We start from the raw sequence: 21,028 nt of genomic DNA, 5'->3' as shown, positions 1-21,028 counted from the left end.
GAACGGTTACACATTCCCCTTGCGAAGCCCTTAACGCAAGGGCATGGCTGCATTTTTTTCCCTCCGCCCGTCTTTTCGTCAGCCGGGGCGCGAACAAGCCGCGTCCGGCGGAAGACTTGGCGACCTCATGTGCTCAAGCTGAAACCTCATCCGCCCCGTCCCGTTGAGCATCGACACCTATGAAGGAGCATCGTGATGGGTTTGCTTGAGCAGGTTCTTGGAAATGTCCTCGGAGGGCGTTCCGGAGGCGGCATGATGGGCGGCGGCCTCGGCGGCGCTCTCGGTGGGGCCCTGGGCGGCCGCTCGGGTGGCGGGGGCATGTCCCCGATCATGATGGCGGTGCTGGCCCTGCTGGCCCAGAAGGCCATGAGCGGCCGCGGATCCTCGGGCGGTCTCGGAGACCTCCTCGGCGGCGGTGGCGGCGGACTCGGCGGGTTGCTGGGTGGCGGCTCGGGAGGCCTCGGAGGGCTCCTGGGCGGTTCAGGCGGCGGCCTCAACGGCGGCATCCTGGCCAACGGCCTGGGCGGGCTGCTCGACAGCTTCCAGCGGTCCGGCCACGGGGACATCGCCAATTCCTGGGTCGGCACCGGCGAGAACCGGTCCATTGCCCCCAACCAGCTCGAGGAGGCGCTGGGCCCGGACACGGTCAGTGAACTGTCGCAACAGACGGGCATGCCGCAACAGGATCTTCTCTCGCAGCTCTCCCAGGTGCTTCCGGGCGTCGTCGATCAGCTCACGCCCGAGGGGCGGCTGCCCCGAGAAGATGAGCTGGACCGCTACTGAGCGAGGATCTCAGGCCGTGACCACCCTGTTGCGGCCGAATTCCTTGGCCCGGTAGAGGGCTTGGTCCGCCTGCCGGAGAAGATCCTCCAGCTTCGCCTGGGATGCGGTCGCGCAGCCGATGCTCACCGTCACCTCGGCGTCGGCATCGAGGGCGGCCATGCCGGCCGCCGCGAAGGCGCCCCGGATCCGGTTCGCGAGCGCGGCGGCCTCCCGCTCGCGGATCGGCAGGATGGCGGCGAACTCCTCGCCGCCCATACGGCCGAAGCTCCCCTTCGGCAGGTGCTCCGCCAGCGTCCGGGCGAAGAGGGTGAGGATGCGGTCGCCGGCCTCGTGGCCGTAGCGGTCGTTGATGGCTTTGAAATTGTCGAGGTCGAAGAGGAGCGAACTCGCCGGCCGATCGCTCAGGCGATCGAGCATTCTCGATGCTCCCTGCAGGAACGCCCTCCGGTTGGGGATGCCGGTCAGCTCGTCCACCAGGGCCGCCTGCTTGTACTCGAGCTTCAGGCGCTCCTTCGACATGGCCAGGAACATAAAGGCCAGGGTCGGGCACAGGACGACGAGAAACAAAGCCATCTCGGATGACCAGCGCTGGGCGAAGCCGTCGATCCAGGGCACCGACGTCAGGGAGAGGCCGAGCAGCCCGCGCATGACGTTGAAGCCTGCAAGGCAGGCCAGCAGCAGCACCACCACGCGCTGGGACGCCAAGGCCTGCGGCGCATGGCGCCACAGCTCCCAGGACGAGAGCGCCGCATAAACCCCCGTAATCGCCGAGGCCAGCAGCAGGCGCAGCCCCTGGGAGCCGTAGATGAACGGAAACGCGGCGATCCAGACGATCGCGCCGAGGGTGGCCGGGAGCAGGATGCCGCCCCGGCTGTTGAACACGCGGCAGCCCACGTAAAGCGCTCCGTAGGACAGGATGCCGAGCGCATTGGCCAGGAGGAGCACCGAGTAGCTCGGCTGCCCGCGTCCAAGATTCGCCCAGCCGATCGCAAGCACGAGAAGCCAGAAGGCGCTTCCCCACCAGACGAGCGCGCTCAGCCTGCGATTCAGGGTCCAGGAAAAGATCAGCAGCGTGCCGAGCACGGCGGTCAGCAGCACCAGGGCGACGGTGAGGGAGGCTGGGTCTAGGACCATGGGATAGCCGTCTCCGCTCGCGAGCCACCGCCGAGATCCGGCCTGCGGGCACTTCCCCTGCGGAAGGCGGCTTCGCTATCTCCCATGGCCGCGGGAATGTCCAGCATCATGTTCCATGGCCGTTCTCATGGGCCGGAACGAAGGCTTGGCCGGAGCATTTCTTTCAGGCAAGCGTCACAGGAGCAGCGTCATGGGCAGGTATCATCGTCATGGAGTGCAGAGCACGGCAGCCATCGCCGGTCACCCGCTCCACCATATGCTCATCGTTTTTCCCGTCGCCTTCCTGATCGGGGCCTTCGGCACCGACATCGCCTTCTTGGCGGTCCAGGACCCCTTCTGGGCTCAGGCCTCCTACTGGCTGCTGATCGCGGGCATCGTGACGGCTCTTGTGGCGGCCGTTCCCGGCATGATCGACTTCGTCACCATCGACCGGGTGCGAAACCTTTGGATATCCTGGACGCATATGATCGCCAACCTCGCCGTGGTCGCCTTGGCCCTCGTCAATGTGGGGGTTCGCCTGGAGGATCCGGCGGCCGGGGTCCAGGGCTGGGGCATCTGGCTGTCCGGGATCCAGACGGCCCTGCTGTTCTTCAGCGGCTGGCTCGGAGGCGAGCTCGCCTACCGCTATGGGATCGGGGCGATCCAGGATTACAGCCCGAAGGCCGAGCAGTTCCACGTGGAGGTCGACCGGGAGGACGTCGCCGCCTCCTATGGCCGCCGCAGCGGGACCGAGGGCGCCTGATACCCGCCCGACGTCTTGCCGGCTGGGACAGGGAAGGCTACGCTTGTCACCATGAAGTGGATCGCCGCAATCGCCGCCCTGTCCAGCCTGGCCCTGGCGAGCCCCTCGCAGGCGGCTTCGCCCTGCCCTCCCGGTTTCGCCCAGCTTCAGGCCTCGGACACCTGCGTGCGGATCAGCGGCCGCGTGCGGGCGGACGCCCTGGCCGGATCGTCCCGCTTTCGCGCGTCCGACTCCGTGCGGATGCAGGCAGGCGCGCGCATCCAGCTCGATGTGAGAAAGCAGACGGAGTACGGCCCCTTCCGGGCCGTGATCGCCGTGGGCGACCTGCGTCGGTAGCCGCGCAAGAAGAAAGGGCGCCCGAGGGCGCCCTTCGAACCGGCTCAGTAATCGTAGTCGTAATACTCTTCCCGGTAATAGCTCCGGCGCGGAGCCTCGTAGACCCGGTATGAGGGTTGCTCATAGGTGCGGTAGGCCGGCCGGGCGGTGGTGGCGAGCGCCCCGCCGAGGATCGCTCCGGTGATGCCGGCGGCAATGGCCGCGTTGTTGTTGTTCCGGCGCTTCACCACGTAGCGCTCGGCCTTGTGGTGCTTGACGTGGCCATAGGCATGGCCCTTGCCCTTCCCGGGACGGGCATCGGCAGAACCGGCGAAAGATGTGGCAGCCAACAGGGCTACGCTGATCGTGACAAGAACTTTCTTCATGGATCGGCTCCAGAATAGATCTGCATGTTTAAGTTCGATGTTTGCGATCGGTTCCCGCCCTTAATTCTCGAATATACGTCGGTATCCGCAGAATTTTCCTTCATGGTCTTCACGGATAGCGGAAGCAGCCCGGCTCCACTGCCGCCTTGCTGAAGGGGTGCTTGCATGAAAAAGGGGCCGGAGAACCGGCCCCTTCGGCTGGAACGAAGCCTGGGCTTACTCGCTCGGCTTGGCGTTGCCGCCCGAGGTGGAGCCGCCCTGCTGCGGCAGACGCGGAGAGGTCGAGGTGCTGCCGCTGTTCGAGGACGTGCCGGTCGAGTTGCTGTTCACATCCGTACGGCTGCGGGTCGAGACCGTGCCGGTGGTGTCGGGGTTCGACGAGCGCGTGCGGGTCGTCGAGACGTTCACGTCGTTGGAGCGGCGCTGCTCCACGGAGATTCCGACGCTCGGGGAGCGCTCCTCCGTCCGGCGGATCGTGGCGCGGCGGTTGACGGTCACGCTCGGCTCGTCGACCTCATAGCGACGGACGGTGCGGCGACGCACCTCCACCGGCTCGTCGACCACCTGGTAGCGACGCTTCTTCAAGACAACCTTGTTGGTGCGCTTGGCCTTCTTCACCGCGACCTTCTTGGTGGGCTTCTTCTTGATCACAGTGCGGCGAATTTCCGTGTCGGGCTCCTCGACGGCCGTCACGGTGCGGCGGCGGGTGACCGAGACGCTCGGCTCCTCGACCTCGCGCACCGTCCGGGAGCGGACGGACACGCCGGTGCGCTCGCGGGTCTCGACGCCCACGCCGACGCGGGTGCTTCCTTCCTCACGGGAGCGGACGCTGGTCTGCGTGCCGGAGGACTCGCTTCGGGTGGCGCCGGTGGTCTCGGTCTGGGCGCTGCTGCCGCTGCCGGACTGGTTGCGCAGCATCACCTTCGAGTCGGAGGACTGCGCCTGCGACGACGAGCTGCCGCTCGGCTGGGTGGAGGTCTGGGCATAGGCCGCACTGCTCAACAAGAGAAGGGCGGCCCCGAGAGCAATTTTCTTCATGGGCCATCTCCAATACTGTAAAGGTGCGGGGTGAACGCAAACTACCGGCGACCGTTCCAAACAATCTCAAGAAAACGCGATCTCGAAAGCATTGGAACTTGAAGATGAACGTTTGTTCATAACGCGTGGGGCAGCAGCGCGAATCGACGAAGACCCGGCGGTGGCGGACATCAATCGAATCTTTACCAGACTGCTGAATAACGAGCACTGGCGGCGTACAGCTTAAGTTCACCTTCAAGGTTCTAGCTTAGCTCTGTCGGCTGTTTCATGAGGACAGGCATACATGGCGATCTTCAACGCCTCCAACGCTGCTGGAATGGGGTTCAACATGTCCAGCACCAGCAGCTCGGGCTGGGCATTCATCGGATCCAACCCCTGGATCACGGTCGAGCTTGCCTATGAGGGCGATTCCTATGCGGAGTACGAGCTCTACGGCAGCTCCCAGGTGGACTACTTCACCGTCTCCTACTGGACCAGCGGCTACGGGATCGTCATCGACGATCTCCATTACTACAACGGGGGCGAGTTGGTCCTGTCGATCAAGGACCTCGACCTCTACACGAGCGAGGCGGCCCTCGACGCCAACAGCTGGTATGTGAGGATCAACTCGGACCACGACACCTTCTACGGCAACGACTACGAGGACGTGATCCGCGCCGGCACCGGCAACGACGTGGTCTACTCCTATGCCGCGGACGACATCGTGTTCGGGGATTCGGGCCACGACAGCATCTTCGGCGGCGCCGCCGACGACGACCTCTACGGCGGCTCCGGCCGGGATACCCTTAATGGCGGCACCGGCAGCGACTATCTGAACGGCGGCTCCGACAGCGACCTCATGACCGGCGGCGCCGGCAAGGACTACTTCACCTTCGACGCCCGCCCGTCGAGAGCGTTCGCCGATCGCATCGTGGACTTCCGCCCCCTCGACGACACCATCATGCTCGACAGCGCGGCCTTCACCCGCGTCGGTAGGGACGGGTGGCTCTCGGCCAGCGCCTTCACCACCGGCTCGGGGGCAAAGGATTCATCCGACCGCATCATCTACAACAAGCGGACCGGCGACCTGCTCTACGATGCTGACGGCATCGGCGGCACGTCCGCCGTCAAGTTCGCTCAGCTGGGAGCGGGGCTCTCCTTGAGCAAGAGCGACTTCTTCATTCTCTGAGCCTGAAGGAATCGACGAGGAGCGGCCCTGCATTGCAGGGCCGTTCTTTTTGGGAACGGCAGATCGTCTCAGGGGCGGAAACCCTGGACCGGCCTCGCGTTGCGTTCCCATGCAGAACATCACCGTAACCATTTCCGACGCTCTCGCGCGGTGGCAGGGCCTTTGGCCCGACTGGCTCGTCAGCCTGGCGGTCCTGGGTGCTGCCGCCTTCCTGCTCGTGTTCGTCCATGCGCTTGCCATGCGCGTCCTGCAATGGGCGTTCAGGGGCCGCCTCTCGGAGTTCGGCCGCAAGCTGCTGAGGAGGATCGGGCCTCCGACCCGCCTGGGCCTTCTCGTCACCGGCCTCGGGGTCGTTCTCCAGGGGCTGCCGGAGCGCCTGCCCGCCTACGATCTCGTCGAGAGGGGCCTTCTGTTCGGGTTCATCATCTTCCTCGGCTGGAGCGCGATCACCATCGTCAACACCGCCTCGGAGATCTATCTGCGCCGGGCGCTCAGGGGGTCCGAGGACAGCGTGCTCAGCCGCAAGCTCCTCACCCAGGTCCGTCTGCTGCGCCGGACGGTCGTGCTCGGCTTAGGATTTCTCACCCTGTCGGCGATGCTGATGACGATCCCGTCCGTGAGGCAATACGGGGTGAGCCTGTTCGCCTCCGCCGGCGTTGCGGGCTTGGCGATCGGCCTGGCGGCCCGGCCGGTGCTCTCCAACCTCATCGCGGGCGTCCAGCTCGCCATCACCCAGCCGGTTCGTCTCGGCGACGAGGTGCTGGTCGAAGGCGAGTTCGGCACGGTGGAGGAGATCCAGACGACCTATGTGGTCATCCGGCTGTGGGACTGGCGCCGGCTGGTCGTGCCCCTCTCCTACTTCATGGAAAAGCCGTTCCAGAACTGGACCCGGCAGTCGAGTTCGATCCTCGGCAGCGTGTTCTGGTACGTGGACTATGCCACGCCGATCGAAGCCGTCAGGCAGAAGTTCCATGAACTCCTGAAGGAGTCGAAACACTGGGACGGGCAAGTCGGCGTCCTGCACGTCACCGACACCCAGGAGAGGTCGATCCAGCTGCGCGGCCTGGTGAGCGCCGCCTCGTCCGGAGCCTCGTCGGACCTGCGCAACGAGATCCGCGAGAAGCTGATCACCTGGCTTCAGGAAACCTACCCTCATGCTCTGCCCAGGGACCGGATCGAGGTCGGAAGCCTGGCAAAGGATCTGCAGACAGCCATGTCCACACGGCACTAGGGTTAACGGGTCATTAGGCCGTTATGCTACTAAAGCATAACAGCCCTACATTATTACCGCTCCTCTTTTGCAGTGCACACGCCTATATCCGCACTGCACACGCAAGAACAAAGGCCACCGGTCACAGGGACCGGTAACTGACAAGGAGCTTCCCATGTTCGTGTCCTACATCCTCTCCAAGGTCCGTGCTTACATGCGTTATCGCGAGACCGTCCGCGAGCTGTCCCTGCTCTCCGACCGCGAACTCGACGATCTCGGCATCTCCCGCTTCCAGATCGAGAGCATCGCTCGCGAGCACGCTGTCGCGTAAATTTTTGCTGCAGTGCAGCATAAGGCCCTAGCCCGCCTCCCGGCGGGCTTTCGCCTGTCTGGGCTCACCGTCCGCCCGAAACCGGGATATTCGCCCCCGTGATGTAGGAGGCGGCGTCCGACATGAGGAACAGCACCGCTTCCGCGATCTCCTCCGGCTCGCCGATCCGGTTGAGGGGGATATGGGGCCGCAGCCGCTCCAGGCGCCCCGCATCCTGGGTGCTGCGCTCGTGGATCTCGGTCTTCGTCATGCCCGGCGAGACGGCGTTCACCCGGATGCCCTCGGGCGCCAGTTCCTTCGCCAGACCGATGGTGAGCGAGTCGATGGCGCCCTTGGAGGCGGCATACCAGACATACTCGTTCGGGCTGCCGAGGGAGGCTGCCACGGAGGAGATGTTCACGATGGTCCGCGGCGCTCCGGCTGGGGTCTTCGGGAGCCGCCGGGCCGCCTCGCGGGCCACCCACAGGGCGCCGAGAACATTGATGTCGATGCAGGCGCGGATCGCCTCGGAGGAGGCTTGCGCCAGCCGGCTCGACTTGCCCGTGATGCCTGCATTGTTGACCACATGCGAGATCGGTCCCAGAGCCGCCTCGGCCTCGTCGAAGATGCGGGTCACGTCGCCTTCGACGGCCACGTCGCCCTGGCAGGCGGCAGTTGCCGCGCCCGCGGCGCGGCACGCCGCGAGCACCCGCTCCGCCGCCTCGCGCTCCGACCGGTAGGTGATGGCCACGTCATAGCCGCGCTGCGCCGCAAGCTGCGCCACCGCAGCCCCTATGCCGCGGCTTCCGCCTGTAATAAGGACCACGGGACGCTTGGATTGCATGGCGTTGACAGCCTTTCCGACAGCAGACCTGCCCAGCTTGACCAGGGCTCCCGAGGGAGTCAACAAAGCCGCTTGGGAGAATGACCATGAGCACCATCGAACCCATCCACGTCATCGGCGGCGGCCTCGCCGGCTCCGAAGCCGCCTGGCAGATCGCGCAGGCCGGCGTTCCCGTCGTGCTGCATGAGATGCGCCCGGTGCGCGGCACCGACGCGCACAAGACGGATGGACTGGCGGAGCTCGTCTGCTCCAACTCCTTCCGTTCGGACGATGCCGAGACCAATGCGGTCGGCCTGCTGCATCAGGAGATGCGCACCCTGGGCTCGCTGATCATGGCCAAGGGAGATGCCAACCAGGTGCCCGCCGGCGGCGCGCTGGCGGTCGACCGCGACGGCTTTTCGGCGGCTGTGACGGCGGCGCTCGAGGCCCATCCCCTCGTCACCATCGAGCGGGGCGAGATCGCGGGTCTGCCGCCGGACGATTGGTCCTCCGTCATCATCGCCACCGGCCCCCTCACCTCGCCCGCTTTGGCGCAGGCCATCCTCGATCTCACGGGCGAGACGTCGCTCGCCTTCTTCGACGCCATCGCGCCCATCGTCTATCGCGAGTCCATCAACATGGACATCGCCTGGTTCCAGTCGCGCTACGACAAGGTCGGGCCGGGCGGCACGGGCAAGGACTACATCAACTGCCCCATGACCAAGGAGCAGTACGATGCCTTCGTCGATGCGCTGCTCGCCGGCGAGAAGACCGAATTCAAGGAATGGGAGGCCAACACCCCCTATTTCGACGGCTGCCTGCCCATCGAGGTCATGGCCGAGCGCGGCCGCGAGACCCTCCGTCACGGCCCCATGAAGCCGGTGGGCCTCACCGATCCGCGCAACCCGGACAGGAAGCCCTACGCCATCGTGCAGCTGCGCCAGGACAATGCGCTGGGCACCCTGTTCAACATGGTGGGCTTCCAGACCAAGCTGAAATACGGCGCCCAGACCGGCATCTTTCGCATGATCCCGGGCCTGGAGAACGCGGAGTTCGCCCGCCTCGGCGGCATCCACCGCAACACCTATCTCAACTCGCCCAAGCTCCTCGACCCCACGCTTCGCCTGAAGGCCATGCCGCGCCTGCGCTTCGCCGGCCAGATCACCGGCTGCGAGGGCTATGTGGAGAGCGCGGCGGTCGGCCTCATGACCGGCCGCTTCGCCGCCGCCGAGCGGCTGGGACGGCCGATCCGGCCGCTGCCGCACACGACGGCGCTCGGCGCGCTCATCAACCACATCACCGGCGGGCACATCGAGACCATCGACGAGGGGCCGCGCTCCTTCCAGCCGATGAACGTCAATTTCGGCCTGTTCCCGCCCCTCGACCGCGCTCCCAAGGCGGAGGACGGCAAGCGCCTGCGCGGTTCGGCCAAGGCGATCGCGAGGAAGAAGGCGCTGACCGACCGGGCCCGCGCAGATCTCGCGGCCTGGCTCTCGGGCAGCGCGTTGCCTGCGGCGGCGGAGTAGCGCCGGCCGTCATCCCGGGCGGTGCAACCGATCCGGGATCGCTCTCACTATTTGGTTCTCCAACCTCAACGTTGTCATCCCCGGCAGGCGGGGATCCATAACCATGACGTCTCAAGAAGAGGCGAACAGCGTCGCGCCTTTTTTGCAGCGTCAGCGGTATGGATCCCGGATCGCCGCTGCGCGGCCCCGGGATGACAGTGCTCCATCCTGCACGCGATCCCGGATCGCCGCTGCGCTCCGTCCGGGATGACGCTGAAGAGTGTGCGGTTCTCTAGAACGGCCCGCGCCAGAGCGCCCAGATGCGGCGCCATTGCGGGATGTCCACCATGGTGTGGAACGGGTCGTAGTCCCGACGCTCCATCGCCTTGAGATAGGGCTCCACCAGGGCGATCGGCTGAAAGGCGGGCTTGGCGGCATCGGGAATGGTCGTGCGCAGCGCGCGCGCCCGTTCGAGGTGACGGCGGGCGACGGCGCGCAGATCGGCCAGGGCGCTCGCGAGACCCGGCCCGCCGCGCCCGGTGACGATGTCCTCGCGCACGACGCCGTGACGCTCCAGGATGTCGGCCGGCAGATAGAGCTGCCCCTGCCGGGCATGGATCGGAAGGGCGCGCAGCAGCCCGGTGATTGCATAGGCGACGCCCGCATGCCCGGCCGCATCGGCGGTGCCGGGATTCGTGCCTCTGGCGAGGATCAGGCTCGCCAGCTGGATCAGGCTGGAGGAGGTCTCGCCGCAATAGCCTTCGAGGTCGTTGAGGCTCGGCATCGGATCCTCGTAGAGGTCGAAGATCCGGGCATCGATGAGGTCGACGAGGGATTGCCGCGGGAGCCGGAACTGCACGATGGTGTCGTCGAGCGCCGCCGCTACGGGATTGGCCCGCACGTCGCCGCGCGCCTCGCCCTGCAGGGCATCGCGCCACCATTGCAGGCGGATCTCGCCCACGAGGGCCTCCCGCACCGCCTCGCGCACGCGGGCGATCTCGAAATTGAAGGCGTAGAGCGCGTGAAGATGCGGCCGCTTGTCGGCCGGCGCGAAGAGGCTCGCCCAGTAGCGGTCCGGATCGGCCTCGCGCACGAGCGCCTCGCAATGCGCGAAATTGGAGTGGGCCTCCGCCATCTTAAACGGCGATCAGGGCTGCGCCGACCTTGCGGTTCTCGGCGAGCAGGATGTTGTAGGTGCGCGCGGCCGCGCCCGTCTGCATCACGTCGAGGCCGATCCCGGCCTCCTTGAAGCGTGCCCGGAACGCCGCCGGGAGCGCCGCGATCTCGGCGCCGGTCCCGAGGAGCAGGAGCTCGAGCGCGTCGCCCTCCGCAAAGATCGGATCGAGCGCCTCGTCCGTCAGGTCGGCCAGGGAGGCGACAGGCCAGGCCCTGATCCCGGACGGGAGCGCCAGAAGCGAGCCCCGATGGGACATGTCCGCGAAGCGGAAGCCGCCATTGCCATAGGCATCGAACTGGTAACGGCCTGGCAAAAACCCGTCGTAGAGGCGGCCAGAGCTCATGATCCTACTCCGCTGCGGCGGCCCTGCCCTCCGGAACCTTCACGGCTTCCGAGCCGCGCAGGCCGATATAGATCAGCATCGGCGACGAGATGCAGATGGCCGAGTACGTGCAGATGATGACGCCGTAGAGCATGACCTGGGCGAAGCCCTGGATCGCCTGACCGCCGAACAGCACCAGCGCCAGCAGCGAGAGCGCGGTGGTGGCCGCCGTCATCACCGTGCGGGACATGGTGTGATTGATCGACAGGTTCAGCAGTTCCTCGGTCGGCATCGTCTTGTAGCGGCGCATGAGCTCTCGTGTTCGGTCGAACACCACCACCGTCTCGTTGAGCGAGTAGCCCACGATGGTGAGGATCGCCGCGATCGAGGTCATGTTGAACTCGTGCCGCGTGATCACGAAGAAGCCGATGGTGAGCACGATGTCGTGCAGCGTGCCGATGATGGAGGCGACCGCGAGCTCCCGCTCGAAGCGGAACCAGAGATAGAACAGAACCGCGATGACCGAGAGCACGACGCCGATGGTGCCGGACTGCACGAGCTCGCCCGAGACGCGCGGTCCCACGGTCTCCACGCGGCGGAACTCGTAATCCGCGCCGAAGGTGTCGCGGGCCTTCTGCACCACCGCCGCCTGCCCGGCCTCGCCCCCCGGCTGGATCGGGAAGCGCAGCGAGACCTCGCCGGCATTGCCGAACTCCTGCACCTCAACGTCGCCGAAGCCGAAGCCCTCGGCGGTGCTGCGGATGCGGGCGACATCGGCCTGGCCGGACTTGGCCTGGATCTCCATGAGCGTGCCGCCCTTGAAGTCGATGCCGAAGTTCAGGCCGACGGTGAAGAGCATCAGCGCCGTCAGCACCGAGATGAGCGCCGACAACGGGAACGAGAAGCGCCTGAAGCGCATGAAGTCGAAATGGGAGTTTTCGGGCCAGAGGCGGACGAGGCGCACGATACGCACTCCTTAGAACGGAAGAGCTTTGGGACGCATCCAGTGGTACCAGAGCGCAATCATCATGCGCGTCAGGGTGACGGCGGTGATCACCGTCGTCAGGATGCCGAGAATGAACACGACCGCGAAGCCGCGCACGGGGCCGGAGCCGAGGAAGAACAGGATCACGGCCGCGATCGCCATGGTGCTGTTGGAATCGACGATGGTGGCGAAGGCCCGGTCGAAGCCGGCCTGGATGGCCGACACGATGGACCGGCCCGCATGGACCTCCTCGCGGATGCGCTCGTAGATCAGCACGTTGGAATCCACGGCCGTGCCGATGGTGAGCACGATGCCGGCGATGCCGGGCAGGGTCAGCGTGGCCTCGAGCACCGACATGAGGCCGAAGATGAGGCCCACATGGACGAGGAGCGCGATGTTCGCGAAGAGGCCGAAGAGGCCGTAGGTGGCGAACATGAAGATGATCACGAAGATGGCCGCGACATAGGTGGCCATCTTGCCGGCTTCGATGGAGTCCCGTCCGAGGCCGGGGCCGACGGTGCGCTCCTCGACGATGGTGAGCTTGGCCGGCAGGGCGCCGGAGCGGAGCAGCACGGCGAGGTTGTTCACCTGCTCCACGGTGAAGCTGCCGGAGATCTGGCCCGAGCCGCCGGTGATCGGCGACTGGATGGTGGGCGCGGAGATCACCTGGTTGTCGAGCACGATGGCGAGCTGGCGCCCGAGGTTTTCCGTCGTCGCCTGGCCGAAGCGCTGGGCGCCGCGGATGTTGAAGCGGAAGTTGACGATGGGCTGGTTGGTCCGGCTGTCGAAGGCCGGCTGCGCATCGACGAGATCGCCGCCCTCGGCGATGATCCGCCGCTCGACCGGGACGCGCTGCCCCCCCGCATCCTGCATGGGCAGCATGTCCACATCGGTCGCGCCGGGCTGGGCCAGCAGGCGGAACTCGAGATTGCCGGTCTCGCCGAGCAGCGCCTTGAGCTGCTGCGGATCCTGCAAGCCCGGAACCTGGACGAGGACGCGGTCGGCGCCCTGGCGCTGGATGCTGGGTTCCGTGGTGCCGGTGGCGTCCACGCGGCGGCGGATGACCTCGATGGACTGGTCGACGGCACGGCGCACGCGCTCGTTGATGCCGACCTCGGTATAGGTCAGGGTGATCACGCCGTCCGGGGTCGTGTTGATCTCGATGGTGTTGCCGCCCGTCTGGCCAAGCATGGCGTTGCCCACGGGCTGCGCCAGCTCGCGCAGCCGCGGCAGCAGCCGCTCGCGGTCCGCCGCGTCGGGAACCCGGATCTGCACGCCGCGCTGGACGGTCTGGATGCCGTTCTGGGACGCGACGCGGGTGTCGCGCAGGATGCGGCGGACGTCGTCGCGCAGGGTGATGATCTGGGTGCGCAGCAGGTCCTGCCGGTCCACCTCGAGGAGGACATGGGAGCCGCCCTGCAGGTCGAGGCCGAGCACGATGGCGCGGGAGGGAACGAGCCAGGACGGAACCCAGCTCGGGATGGCATTCAGATAGGCCTGACGCTGCTCGCGGGTCATGGTGCTCGGGACCGCAAGAAGCAGGCCGATCACGATGACCGCTACCGTGGCGATGATCTTCGATCTGGAGAAGCGCAGCATCGTCAGCTCAACCTTTCTCACACTCTCTGCCGCATGCCGATGCGGCCAACCGGCCCGTCCGCTCCGGAACGGGCCGGCCTTGTCTCAATCAGGCCTTGACCGGCTCGCTCTTGGAACGGACGTCGGAGATCATGGCCCGGGCCACCTTCACCCTGACGCCCTCCGCGATCTCGATCTCGATGTCGGCCGCGTCCTCGGTGACCTTGGTCACCTTGCCGATGATGCCGCCCGACGTGACGATCGTGTCGCCCCGGCGCACGTTCTTGATCATCTCCTGGTGGGCCTTCACCCGGCGCTGCTGGGGCCGGATGATCAGGAACCACATGATGACGAATATGAGGATGAACGGAACGAATTGAAGGATCATCTCCGTTCCGCCCCCGGCAGGGGCCCCTTGTGCGAAGGCAGGCGAAATGAACAAGCGGCTCTCCATGGATAAAGGCGCGTGGCAGGCACTTTTCGGGCCTACCCGCGCCGGACGGGATTCAAAGCGTGGCGGACTATACCCATCGAGTCCGCGAAATCAATGAAGTTGCAGGCACATCGTGCGGAAAAGTGGGTACCGGTTTTCCGCGCCCAACGATGTGCCTTTCTAAGAAGAAAGCATCGGATTGCCCCCAAAAGTGGCTTCCACTTTTGGGTCCGATGCCAGACTTTCCAAAGGCCTCTCCGTGGACCGTTTGACGCTTTCCGCGCTAAGCAATCCCCTTACCCACCCCGGATCACCGTGTTCGACATGCCCGCAGACCTCAATTCTCCTGAAACCCTGGCGCTTTTGACGCGCATCGCCGCTGCCCTTGAGCGCCTCGCCCCCGTGGCCTCGCCTCACGCGGATTTTACGGCCGCCGACGCCTTCGTCTGGCAAGCGGCAGGCCGCAGGCTCTCCCCGGTCCCGAAGGTCAACCGGGTCGAGATGAGCCTGCTGCGCGGCATCGATCGGGTGCGGGACCAGCTGGCGGAGAACACCGGGCGCTTCGCCCGGGGCCTGCCGGCCAACAACGCCCTGCTCTGGGGCGCCCGCGGCATGGGCAAGTCCTCCCTGGTCAAGGCGGTCCATGCGGAGATCAATCATGCCAGGCCCGCCGAGGCCCGGCCCCTGAAGCTGATCGAGATCCACCGGGAGGACATCGAGACCCTGCCCGAGCTCATGGGCCTCCTGCGGACAGACCCGCACCGCTTCATCGTGTTCTGCGACGACCTGTCCTTCGATGCCGACGACACGTCCTACAAGTCCCTCAAGGCGGTGCTGGAGGGCGGGATCGAGGGCCGGCCCGACAACGTGATCTTCTACGCCACCTCGAACCGCCGCCACCTCCTGCCCCGCGACATGATGGAGAACGAGCGCTCGACTGCGATCAATCCCGGCGAGGCGGTGGAGGAGAAGGTGTCGCTGTCCGATCGCTTCGGCCTCTGGCTCGGCTTCCACAAGTGCAGCCAGGACGAATATCTCGACATGGTCTTCGGCTATGTCGACCATCTCGGCCTCGAGGCGGACCGGGAGGCGATCCGCGCCGAGGCCCTCGAATGGGCCACCACCCGCGGGGCCCGCTCCGGCCGCACCGCCTGGCAGTTCATCCAGGATCTCGCCGGCCGGCTCGGAAAGGCGATCTGAAACGGCAAAGGGACGGTGGCTGAGCTCCACCGTCCCCTCATCGGGTCAGCGCCAAAGGTCGAACGCCGACCGAAATTGCGTCCGGGATCAGCCGCCGAGATACTTCAGGGGATCCACGGGCTGCGCACCCTTGCGGATCTCGAAGTGCAGCTGCGGCGAGGTCACGTTGCCGGTCTGGCCGGAGGTGGCGATCACCTGGCCGCGCTTGACCTGGTCGCCGCGCTTCACGTTGAGCGAGGCATTGTGGGCATAGGCCGAGACGTAGCCGTTCTCGTGCCGGATGAGAACGAGGTTGCCGTAGCCCTTCACCTCGCTGCCCGCATAGGTCACGACGCCCGCTTCGGCTGCCTTGACCGGGGTGCCTTCGGGCACGGCGATGTTGATGCCCTCGTTGCCGCCATTGGCGCCGAAGCCGGCGATGACGCGGCCCCGGGCGGGCCAGCGGAAGTCGCCCGACACGCTCGCGGTCTGCTCGGGCTCCGGCGCGGGAGCCTTGGCGGCCTCCGGCTGCGGAGCCGGAGCAGCCGGCTGGACGGCGGCGGCCGGCTTCACGGGCTCAGGCTGGGCGAGAGCCGCGACCTTGGGCTGCTCCGCAGGCTTGGGCGCCGAGACCAGGGGCTTCGGGGCGGAGACGAGGGGCTCGTCGGTCGCGGAGGCCACCTGCACGGGAGCCGCCTTGCCGGAGGCGGGAGCCGCCGGAGCCGGAGCCTGCGCCGTGGAGGTCATGCCGGGACGGACGCGCTTGGCGGGCTCCGCTGTGGCGACCGGCGTGGTGGCGGCGGGAACCTTGGACGTGTCGACGAGGCGGAACTTGGGCTGGGCCGAAGCGGTCTGAGCGGCCGGAACGGCGCGCGGCTGGATGGCAGCGGGAGCGGCGACGGTGCGCAGCGGCTGGGTCTGCACGGGCGGCAGGGCCTGCGCCTGGACCGGGGCCGTCGGCATGGGGGCCGCGGCGTGGGACGGGGATGCCTGGGGCTGGGAGGGAGCGCCGGAGGCGCCTTCCACCCGCTCGCTGGCGGCGAAGGGGTTTGAGAAGGGACTCTGCGAGAAGCGCGCCGTGTCCGTGCTGCATGCCGCAGCCGCACTGCCGATCAAGCCCACCAGAGCGATCCGAGACACCGCAACCCAATGCCTGGAACCTGTACGCAACCGCATCACTCAACCCCAACCGAACGCAACTCGATGGGGCCATTAAAAGCCTGTTCAGGTTAAGTAACGGTTGACGGCAACCATTTTGTCGCAACCGTGTTCGAATATTTTCGAATCGGTCAGAGCGTGGCCGCAACTCCGGTGACGAGGGGAGAGATTCGCAGCGATCCTCCGAGGCTTTGCCCCAGGTCCCCTTTCCCGTCGCGCTCGATCGTCACGAGGCGCGGCATCCCTTCCAGGGTCAGCGCTCCGACCAGGCGGCCGCCGGGCGGCAGCAGGGAGATGACGGCCTCCGGGATCTCGGGGCGGGCCCCGTTGAGCAGGATGCGGTCGAACCGGTCCCGAACCCGCGTCGCCAGGCCGTCTCCCACCTCCAGGCGCACCCGGCCCGCATCCACGATCTTCAGGTGCTGGGCCGCGCTCTCCGCCAGGGTGTTGAACCGCTCGACCGAGGTCACCTCCGCCCCGAGCCGTGCCAGCAGGGCGGTCACGTAGCCGCTGCCGGTTCCGATCTCCAGGATCCGCTGGCCGGGCTGAACGCCGAGCGCCAGCAGCATCGCGGCCACGGTGGCGGGGCCCGTCATGGTCTGGCCGCAGGGCAGCGGCAGGGCGACGTCGGTTCGGGCGAGGTCCGTGAAGCGGCGCGGGGCGAAGACCTCCCGCGGCACCAGCTCCATGGCGCGCAGCAGGGCTGTATCACGAATTCCCTTGGCCCTCAGGGACAGGATGAAGGAGGCAGCGCCGATGGCCGCCTGCTCGTCGCGGGCCTCCGCTTCGGGCAGGGACGGCAGGCTCTCGTTCATCGCGTCCGCATCCCCATCAGCCGAAGGCCTGCGCATAGCGGGTGAGCGTCGGCTCGTCGGTCATGTCGATCCGCAGCGGCGTCACCGCGATGCGCCGGTTGGCGATGGCCCAGAGGTCCGTGCCGTTGCCGGGCGTGAAGGGATGCCGCTCGAAGGCGATCCAGAAATAGGGGTTGCCGCGCCCGTCCCGGCGCTCGTCGAGGCGCAGGAGCTCCTGCGTGCGCTGGCCCTGGTTGACGAGAGCCGTCCCCTCGACTTCCTGAGGTTCGCAATCCGGGAAGTTGACGTTGACCAGGATGCCCTTGTCGATCCCGGCCTCGAGGATCCTGCGCACCACCTTGGGCCCGTGATGCTCGGCGCATTGCCAGCGGGGCGCATTGCGCGTCGCCGGGCCATAGGCCTGGGAGAGCGCGATGGAGGGAATGCCGAGGATCGTCCCCTCGATGGCGCCCGCCACCGTGCCGGAATAGGTCACGTCCTCCGCCACGTTCTGCCCCCGGTTCACGCCGGAGAGCACCAGGTCGGGCCTGGCGTCCCGCATGAGGTGGCGCACGCCCATGATCACGCAATCGGTGGGCGTGCCCTTCACGGCGAAATGCCGGCTGGAGACCTCGCGCAGGCGCAAGGGATCGTTGAGCGAGAGCGAGTGGGCGACGCCGCTCTGGTCCGTCTCCGGCGCGACCACCCAGACATCGTCCGACAACTCGCGAGCAATAGCTTCCAAGGTTTTCAACCCCGGAGCATGGATGCCGTCGTCGTTGGTGCAGAGGATGCGCATGCTTCAGGCCTGACGCTCGATGCGGGTCACGCCGCCCATATAGGGCTGGAGCACCGACGGGATCGTGACGCTGCCGTCCTCGTTCTGATAGTTCTCCAGCACCGCCACCAGCGTGCGGCCGACCGCAAGGCCGGAGCCGTTGAGCGTGTGCACGAAGCGCGGCTGCTTCTCGCCCGCGGGGCGGTAGCGGGCGTTCATGCGGCGGGCCTGAAAGTCCGAGCAGACCGAGCAGCTCGAAATCTCGCGATAGGCCCCCTGCCCCGGCAGCCAGACCTCGATGTCGTAGGTCTTGGTCGAGGCAAAGCCCATGTCGCCGGTGCAGAGCGTCATGGTGCGGAACGGCAGCTCCAGTTTTTTAAGCACGTTCTCGGCGCAGGCGAGCATGCGCTCGTGCTCGTCGGCCGAAGTCTCCGGCGTGGTGATCGAGACGAGCTCGCACTTCACGAACTGGTGCTGGCGGATCATGCCGCGGGTATCGCGACCGGCCGATCCCGCCTCGGCGCGGAAGCTCGGGGTGAGCGCGGTAAAGCGCAGGGGCAGCTCCTCCTCGGAAAGGATCTGCTCGCGCACGAGGTTCGTCAGCGTCACCTCCGCGGTCGGAATCAGACCGTAGCGGGCGTCCTTGACCATCCTGGCCACGGCCTCGCGGGGCTGGCCGTCGAGGGCGGCGGACACGATCTCCCAGAGCGCGCTGCCCGGGAAGGCCCAGAACTGGTCTTCCTCGAATTTCGGCAGCTGCGTCGTGCCGAACATGGCCTCGTCACGCACCAGCAGCGGCGGGTTCACCTCCGTGTAGCCGTGCTCGGTGACGTGCAGGTCGATCATGAACTGGCCAAGCGCCCGCTCCAGGCGCGCGAGCCCGCCCTTGAGCACCACGAAGCGCGAGCCGGAGAGCTTCGCCGCGGTCTCGAAATCCATCAGTCCGAGGGCCTCGCCGATCTCGAAATGCTGCCGCGCGGCCGCGAGGTTCCTCGGGTTGCCCACCCGGTGGCGCTCCACGTTGCCGTGCTCGTCGGCGCCGACAGGCACCTCCGCCTTCGGGATGTTCGGGATGCCGGCCAGGGCCTCGAACAGGGCCTTCTCGGCGGCGCGCTCGGCCTCCTCCAGCTCCGGCATCGACTCCTTGATCCGGGCGACCTCGGCCATCAGCTCCTGCGCCCGAGCCTCGTCCTTCTTGGCCTTGGCCTGGCCGATCTCCTTGGAGAGGGCGTTGCGGCGCTCGGTGGCGGCCTGCAGGGCCGAGACGGCGCTCTTGCGCCGGTCGTCGAGGGCGATCAGGCGCGCGGACAAGGGCTCCATGCCCCGGTTCCGGAGGCCTTGGTCGAAAGCCGCGGGATTCTCGCGGATGGAACGGATGTCGTGCATCGGATGGGACCTGCCTCGTGAAGCGGCCCCGCCCCTTCGACAAGACCGCCCTTCAACTTGTGCCGAGGATGTGGCGGCCGGTGCGGGGAGCTTGCGCTCCCTATTCCTCTGCCGCGCGCGCGGCCTCGGCTTCCGCGCGCTTCTTCTCGACCATGCGGACGGAGAAGATGGACGCCTCGTAAAGAAGCAAGGTGGGGACCGCAAGGGCGAACTGGCTGATCACGTCCGGCGGGGTGAGAACGGCGGCGATCACGAAGACGATGACGATGGCGTAGCGCCGCTTGTCCTTCAGGAACTGCGAATCGATGATCCCGGCCCGGGCCAGCAGGGTCAGGATCACGGGAAGCTGGAAGCAGATGCCGAAGGCGAAGATCAGGGTCATGATCAGCGACAGGTACTCGCTGACCTTGGGCAGGAACTCGATGGTCGGCCCGGATTCCACCGCCAGCTGCTGCATGCCGACCGAGAAGCGCATGAGGAGCGGCATCGCGATGAAGTACACGCAGGCCGCGCCGACCGCGAAGAGGATGGGGGTCGCCACGAGATAGGGCAGGAAGGCCCGCCGCTCGTTCTTGTAGAGGCCCGGCGCCACGAACTTGTAGACCTGCATGGCGATGACCGGGAAGGCGAGGAAGCCTGCCCCGAAGGCCGCCACCTGGATCTGCGTGAACAGGTATTCGAGGCCGTGGGTATAGACGAGACGCGCCGCCTCGGGCGAGCCGACGGCAAGCACATAGGGCCACACCAGAGCATTGTAGATGTACTTGGCGACTGCAAAGCAGACGAAGAACATCACCACGAAGGCCGCAAGCGCCTTGATGAGGCGGGAGCGCAGCTCGGTCAGATGCTCGATCAGAGGCGCGCGCGATGCCTCGACCTCGTCCTGTTCAACGGCGGTGGTCATCCGACTTTCGCGTCCGGTTTCTCTGAGAGTTGCGCGGCGAGAGCCGCCTGCTGGGCCTCGTACTCGGCCTCGCGCCGCAGGGATTCGGCGATGTCCGCCGCCGGGTCGATGTCGATCGGTGGCGGAGGCGGCAGATCGGCCAGGGGATCGTTCGCGGGGGCCGCCACCCGGCCCTCCACCACCGCCTGGACCGAGGCGTCGGAGGACAGCGGAGCGGCCTCGGAGGCAGCCTCCGGCGCCCCCTCCTGGGCGGCCGGTTTCTCCGGTTCGGTGACGGGCGCCTCGATGGAGGTCTTGATCTCGTCCCGGATGGTCTGGATCGGGTTGAAGCTCGTGTTCAGGGACGAGACGGACTCGTTCATGCCCTGAAGCTGCTTCTTCACGTCGTCGAGCTCGGCCTCGCGCATGGCCTCGTGGAACTGACCCTGGAACTCCGCCGCCATGCGGCGAAGCTTGCCGGTCACCTGCCCCACGGTGCGCAGGGCCTTCGGCAGATCCTTCGGGCCGATCACGATCAGCGCGACGGCGCCGATCACCATGATCTCACCCCAGCTCATGTCCAACATGACGCGGCCTCGAACCTGCCCTCGGGTACTCACACAAGAGCGCCACCCAGGGGCGGCGCCCGAAGCTCAGCCGACCTTGTGGTCGGTCGTCACAGTGGTGGTGGTCGTACCGTTCTGGTGGTCGATGGTCCGAACCGGCTCGGCGGGCTGCACGGGCTTCGCCGCGGTCTCGTCCTCGGACATGCCCTTCTTGAAGGCCTTGATGCCCTTCGCGACGTCGCCCATCAGATCGGAGATCTTGCCGCGTCCGAAGAGCAGGACAACGATCAGACCCACAACGATCCAGTGCCAGATACTCGTGCCACCCATGGCAATCCTCCTGCGCCGGGAGCGGCGCGGCGTTTGGTCAATAAC

24 protein-coding genes are annotated in these 21,028 nt (G+C 66.8%); 8 read left to right on the top strand and 16 right to left on the bottom strand.

The features are described from left to right. Positions 1-195: 195 nt before the first annotated feature. Entirely contained in the window at positions 196-783 is a 588-nt protein-coding gene (locus GR303_RS01550; protein ID WP_161721643.1) for a YidB family protein, read from the top strand. A 9-nt stretch (positions 784-792) separates the two neighbouring features. Here GR303_RS01550 and GR303_RS01545 read toward each other — a convergent pair whose 3' ends face one another. After that, positions 793-1,917, bottom strand: a complete 1,125-nt coding sequence (locus tag GR303_RS01545; RefSeq protein ID WP_161721642.1) for a GGDEF domain-containing protein — start codon at positions 1,915-1,917, stop codon at positions 793-795. Positions 1,918-2,107: 190 nt separating this feature from the next. Between GR303_RS01545 and GR303_RS01540 the strand changes: the two genes are divergently transcribed. Both GR303_RS01540 and GR303_RS01535 read left to right on the top strand, forming a co-directional pair. Next, positions 2,108-2,659 (top strand): DUF2231 domain-containing protein, encoded by a 552-nt coding sequence (locus GR303_RS01540; protein ID WP_161721641.1) that lies wholly within the window; start codon positions 2,108-2,110, stop codon positions 2,657-2,659. Positions 2,660-2,710: 51 nt separating this feature from the next. Then, positions 2,711-2,995 (top strand): porin, encoded by a 285-nt coding sequence (locus GR303_RS01535; protein ID WP_161721640.1) that lies wholly within the window; start codon positions 2,711-2,713, stop codon positions 2,993-2,995. Between the two features lie 44 nt (positions 2,996-3,039). Here the strand turns inward: GR303_RS01535 and GR303_RS01530 are convergent, their stop codons facing one another. Both GR303_RS01530 and GR303_RS01525 read right to left on the bottom strand, forming a co-directional pair. Continuing rightward, entirely contained in the window at positions 3,040-3,360 is a 321-nt protein-coding gene (locus GR303_RS01530) for a hypothetical protein (RefSeq protein ID WP_161721639.1), read from the bottom strand. Positions 3,361-3,576: 216 nt separating this feature from the next. Then, on the bottom strand, positions 3,577-4,398 hold the full coding sequence (locus GR303_RS01525; protein ID WP_161721638.1) for a hypothetical protein: 822 nt from the start codon (positions 4,396-4,398) through the stop codon (positions 3,577-3,579). A 283-nt stretch (positions 4,399-4,681) separates the two neighbouring features. Between GR303_RS01525 and GR303_RS01520 the strand changes: the two genes are divergently transcribed. The 3 genes from GR303_RS01520 (at position 4,682) to GR303_RS01510 (ending at position 7,107) form a co-directional block, all read left to right on the top strand. Then, positions 4,682-5,566 carry a calcium-binding protein gene (locus GR303_RS01520; protein WP_161721637.1) on the top strand — a complete coding sequence of 295 codons (885 nt, stop codon included), beginning with the start codon at positions 4,682-4,684 and terminating at the stop codon, positions 5,564-5,566. Between the two features lie 109 nt (positions 5,567-5,675). Further along, the gene (locus GR303_RS01515) at positions 5,676-6,797 is read left to right on the top strand and encodes a mechanosensitive ion channel family protein (protein WP_161721636.1); all 1,122 of its coding nucleotides are present in this window, start codon (positions 5,676-5,678) and stop codon (positions 6,795-6,797) included. Positions 6,798-6,951: 154 nt separating this feature from the next. Next, the gene (locus GR303_RS01510; RefSeq protein WP_084731585.1) at positions 6,952-7,107 is read left to right on the top strand and encodes a DUF1127 domain-containing protein; all 156 of its coding nucleotides are present in this window, start codon (positions 6,952-6,954) and stop codon (positions 7,105-7,107) included. Between the two features lie 64 nt (positions 7,108-7,171). On the opposite strand, the gene GR303_RS01505 is transcribed toward GR303_RS01510, so the two are convergent. Then, on the bottom strand, positions 7,172-7,930 hold the full coding sequence (locus GR303_RS01505; RefSeq protein WP_161721635.1) for a glucose 1-dehydrogenase: 759 nt from the start codon (positions 7,928-7,930) through the stop codon (positions 7,172-7,174). An 86-nt stretch (positions 7,931-8,016) separates the two neighbouring features. On the opposite strand from GR303_RS01505, the gene trmFO reads away from it, so the two are divergent. Next, positions 8,017-9,435, top strand: coding sequence for a methylenetetrahydrofolate--tRNA-(uracil(54)-C(5))-methyltransferase (FADH(2)-oxidizing) TrmFO (trmFO, locus tag GR303_RS01500; RefSeq protein ID WP_161721634.1), 1,419 nt, complete (start codon positions 8,017-8,019; stop codon positions 9,433-9,435). Positions 9,436-9,706: 271 nt separating this feature from the next. Here trmFO and GR303_RS01495 read toward each other — a convergent pair whose 3' ends face one another. The 5 genes from GR303_RS01495 to yajC all read right to left on the bottom strand — a co-directional run bounded on the left by GR303_RS01495 (position 9,707) and on the right by yajC (position 13,864). Further along, positions 9,707-10,549, bottom strand: a complete 843-nt coding sequence (locus GR303_RS01495) for a phytoene/squalene synthase family protein (RefSeq protein WP_161721633.1) — start codon at positions 10,547-10,549, stop codon at positions 9,707-9,709. A gap of 1 nt (position 10,550) precedes the next feature. Next, complete coding sequence (locus GR303_RS01490) at positions 10,551-10,934, bottom strand: Mth938-like domain-containing protein (protein WP_161721632.1); 384 nt, start codon at positions 10,932-10,934, stop codon at positions 10,551-10,553. Between the two features lie 4 nt (positions 10,935-10,938). Next, a complete protein-coding gene (secF, locus tag GR303_RS01485; RefSeq protein ID WP_161721631.1) occupies positions 10,939-11,877 on the bottom strand; it encodes a protein translocase subunit SecF in 939 nt (312 codons plus the stop codon). 12 nt (positions 11,878-11,889) lie between these two features. Continuing rightward, positions 11,890-13,497, bottom strand: a complete 1,608-nt coding sequence (secD, locus tag GR303_RS01480) for a protein translocase subunit SecD (protein WP_161721630.1) — start codon at positions 13,495-13,497, stop codon at positions 11,890-11,892. Between the two features lie 88 nt (positions 13,498-13,585). Further along, positions 13,586-13,864 carry a preprotein translocase subunit YajC gene (gene yajC / locus GR303_RS01475; RefSeq protein WP_201751847.1) on the bottom strand — a complete coding sequence of 93 codons (279 nt, stop codon included), beginning with the start codon at positions 13,862-13,864 and terminating at the stop codon, positions 13,586-13,588. A gap of 369 nt (positions 13,865-14,233) precedes the next feature. Here yajC and GR303_RS01470 point away from each other — a divergent pair, with 369 nt between their 5' ends. Beyond that, positions 14,234-15,109 carry an ATP-binding protein gene (locus GR303_RS01470; RefSeq protein WP_161721628.1) on the top strand — a complete coding sequence of 292 codons (876 nt, stop codon included), beginning with the start codon at positions 14,234-14,236 and terminating at the stop codon, positions 15,107-15,109. 87 nt (positions 15,110-15,196) lie between these two features. Here the strand turns inward: GR303_RS01470 and GR303_RS01465 are convergent, their stop codons facing one another. The 7 genes from GR303_RS01465 to GR303_RS01435 all read right to left on the bottom strand — a co-directional run bounded on the left by GR303_RS01465 (position 15,197) and on the right by GR303_RS01435 (position 20,983). Continuing rightward, on the bottom strand, positions 15,197-16,228 hold the full coding sequence (locus GR303_RS01465; protein WP_343231965.1) for a M23 family metallopeptidase: 1,032 nt from the start codon (positions 16,226-16,228) through the stop codon (positions 15,197-15,199). A gap of 149 nt (positions 16,229-16,377) precedes the next feature. Next, entirely contained in the window at positions 16,378-17,061 is a 684-nt protein-coding gene (locus GR303_RS01460) for a protein-L-isoaspartate O-methyltransferase family protein (protein ID WP_161721626.1), read from the bottom strand. Positions 17,062-17,077: 16 nt separating this feature from the next. After that, complete coding sequence (gene surE, locus GR303_RS01455; RefSeq protein WP_161721625.1) at positions 17,078-17,839, bottom strand: 5'/3'-nucleotidase SurE; 762 nt, start codon at positions 17,837-17,839, stop codon at positions 17,078-17,080. Positions 17,840-17,842: 3 nt separating this feature from the next. Then, the gene (gene serS / locus GR303_RS01450) at positions 17,843-19,204 is read right to left on the bottom strand and encodes a serine--tRNA ligase (RefSeq protein ID WP_161721624.1); all 1,362 of its coding nucleotides are present in this window, start codon (positions 19,202-19,204) and stop codon (positions 17,843-17,845) included. 100 nt (positions 19,205-19,304) lie between these two features. Then, a complete protein-coding gene (gene tatC / locus GR303_RS01445; protein WP_161721623.1) occupies positions 19,305-20,108 on the bottom strand; it encodes a twin-arginine translocase subunit TatC in 804 nt (267 codons plus the stop codon). Continuing rightward, positions 20,105-20,674 carry a Sec-independent protein translocase protein TatB gene (gene tatB, locus GR303_RS01440; protein WP_161721622.1) on the bottom strand — a complete coding sequence of 190 codons (570 nt, stop codon included), beginning with the start codon at positions 20,672-20,674 and terminating at the stop codon, positions 20,105-20,107. Before tatB ends, tatC begins: the two co-directional genes overlap by 4 nt. Positions 20,675-20,740: 66 nt before the next feature. After that, positions 20,741-20,983: a twin-arginine translocase TatA/TatE family subunit gene (locus GR303_RS01435; RefSeq protein WP_161721621.1), complete on the bottom strand. Its 243-nt coding sequence runs from the start codon at positions 20,981-20,983 to the stop codon at positions 20,741-20,743. Positions 20,984-21,028: the final 45 nt, after the last annotated feature.

The organism is Microvirga arsenatis (assembly GCF_009910705.1).
GTDB classification, from domain to species: domain Bacteria; phylum Pseudomonadota; class Alphaproteobacteria; order Rhizobiales; family Beijerinckiaceae; genus Microvirga; species Microvirga arsenatis.
This window is presented reverse-complemented; position numbering and strand designations above follow the sequence as displayed.

Excerpts from the sequence above, each read along its gene's own strand:
- GR303_RS01520 (WP_161721637.1), top strand. The coding sequence starts at position 4,682 with ATGGCGATCTTCAACGCCTCCAACGCTGCTGGAATGGGGTTCAACATG.
- GR303_RS01505 (WP_161721635.1), bottom strand. The coding sequence starts at position 7,930 with ATGCAATCCAAGCGTCCCGTGGTCCTTATTACAGGCGGAAGCCGCGGC.
- GR303_RS01525 (WP_161721638.1), bottom strand. The coding sequence starts at position 4,398 with ATGAAGAAAATTGCTCTCGGGGCCGCCCTTCTCTTGTTGAGCAGTGCG.
- serS (WP_161721624.1), bottom strand. The coding sequence starts at position 19,204 with ATGCACGACATCCGTTCCATCCGCGAGAATCCCGCGGCTTTCGACCAA.
- surE (WP_161721625.1), bottom strand. The coding sequence starts at position 17,839 with ATGCGCATCCTCTGCACCAACGACGACGGCATCCATGCTCCGGGGTTG.
- GR303_RS01530 (WP_161721639.1), bottom strand. The coding sequence starts at position 3,360 with ATGAAGAAAGTTCTTGTCACGATCAGCGTAGCCCTGTTGGCTGCCACA.
- trmFO (WP_161721634.1), top strand. The coding sequence starts at position 8,017 with ATGAGCACCATCGAACCCATCCACGTCATCGGCGGCGGCCTCGCCGGC.
- yajC (WP_201751847.1), bottom strand. The coding sequence starts at position 13,864 with ATGATCCTTCAATTCGTTCCGTTCATCCTCATATTCGTCATCATGTGG.
- GR303_RS01515 (WP_161721636.1), top strand. The coding sequence starts at position 5,676 with ATGCAGAACATCACCGTAACCATTTCCGACGCTCTCGCGCGGTGGCAG.
- GR303_RS01435 (WP_161721621.1), bottom strand. The coding sequence starts at position 20,983 with ATGGGTGGCACGAGTATCTGGCACTGGATCGTTGTGGGTCTGATCGTT.
- GR303_RS01470 (WP_161721628.1), top strand. The coding sequence starts at position 14,234 with ATGCCCGCAGACCTCAATTCTCCTGAAACCCTGGCGCTTTTGACGCGC.
- GR303_RS01460 (WP_161721626.1), bottom strand. The coding sequence starts at position 17,061 with ATGAACGAGAGCCTGCCGTCCCTGCCCGAAGCGGAGGCCCGCGACGAG.
- GR303_RS01550 (WP_161721643.1), top strand. The coding sequence starts at position 196 with ATGGGTTTGCTTGAGCAGGTTCTTGGAAATGTCCTCGGAGGGCGTTCC.
- secD (WP_161721630.1), bottom strand. The coding sequence starts at position 13,497 with ATGCTGCGCTTCTCCAGATCGAAGATCATCGCCACGGTAGCGGTCATC.
- tatB (WP_161721622.1), bottom strand. The coding sequence starts at position 20,674 with ATGTTGGACATGAGCTGGGGTGAGATCATGGTGATCGGCGCCGTCGCG.
- GR303_RS01510 (WP_084731585.1), top strand. The coding sequence starts at position 6,952 with ATGTTCGTGTCCTACATCCTCTCCAAGGTCCGTGCTTACATGCGTTAT.
- tatC (WP_161721623.1), bottom strand. The coding sequence starts at position 20,108 with ATGACCACCGCCGTTGAACAGGACGAGGTCGAGGCATCGCGCGCGCCT.
- GR303_RS01545 (WP_161721642.1), bottom strand. The coding sequence starts at position 1,917 with ATGGTCCTAGACCCAGCCTCCCTCACCGTCGCCCTGGTGCTGCTGACC.
- GR303_RS01540 (WP_161721641.1), top strand. The coding sequence starts at position 2,108 with ATGGGCAGGTATCATCGTCATGGAGTGCAGAGCACGGCAGCCATCGCC.
- GR303_RS01495 (WP_161721633.1), bottom strand. The coding sequence starts at position 10,549 with ATGGCGGAGGCCCACTCCAATTTCGCGCATTGCGAGGCGCTCGTGCGC.
- GR303_RS01490 (WP_161721632.1), bottom strand. The coding sequence starts at position 10,934 with ATGAGCTCTGGCCGCCTCTACGACGGGTTTTTGCCAGGCCGTTACCAG.
- GR303_RS01535 (WP_161721640.1), top strand. The coding sequence starts at position 2,711 with ATGAAGTGGATCGCCGCAATCGCCGCCCTGTCCAGCCTGGCCCTGGCG.